At 73.7% G+C, this 630-nt stretch carries 1 protein-coding gene and 1 pseudogene; both read left to right on the forward strand.

Annotation, left to right across the window (positions count from 1 at the left end):
• Positions 1-381: His/Gly/Thr/Pro-type tRNA ligase C-terminal domain-containing protein (locus KUM32_RS38565; RefSeq protein ID WP_254406715.1), on the forward strand; the 381-nt coding region annotated here is incomplete at its 5' end.
• A gap of 133 nt (positions 382-514) precedes the next feature.
• Positions 515-630: pseudogene (locus KUM32_RS44425) on the forward strand (HIT family hydrolase); the annotation flags it as partial.

The raw sequence follows: 630 nt of genomic DNA on the forward strand, positions 1-630 counted from the left end.
GCGCTGTTCGGCTCCATCGAGCGGTCCTTCGCGGTGCTCCTGGAGCACTACGCGGGCGCCTTCCCGGCCTGGCTGGCCCCGGTGCAGGCGGTCGGCATTCCGATCGGTGACGGGCACGTGCCCTACCTGGCGGAGTTCGCGGCCGAGGCCAAGGCCAGGGGGCTGCGGATCGAGGTCGACTCCTCGTCGGACCGGATGCAGAAGAAGATCCGCAACGCGCAGAAGGCGAAGATCCCCTTCATGGTCATCGCGGGCGACGAGGACGTGGCCGCCGGCGCGGTCAGCTTCCGCTACCGCGACGGCTCGCAGAAGAACGGCATCCCGCGAGCGGAGGCCATCGCGGAGATCGTGGACGCCGTGGAGCGTCGCGTCCAGGTGTGACCGACCGGGCCCTCGCCGCCCCGCCCTCCCCGGGCGGGCGGCGGGGGCCCTGGCGTCGCCGCCGCTGGTCGGGCCGGCCGTGCGGGCGGCGGGCCCGCCCGGGGCGCCCCGCGCCACCGCCCCACCGGGGAATATGCTGGCGCGCATGACGAGTGAGCCGGAGCAGCAGATCGGAGTCGGCACCCAGGACGCCTTCCAGCGCCTGTGGACGCCGCATCGGATGGCGTACATCCAGGGCGAGAACAAGCC

Source organism: Streptomyces sp. AC627_RSS907 (assembly GCF_019049165.1).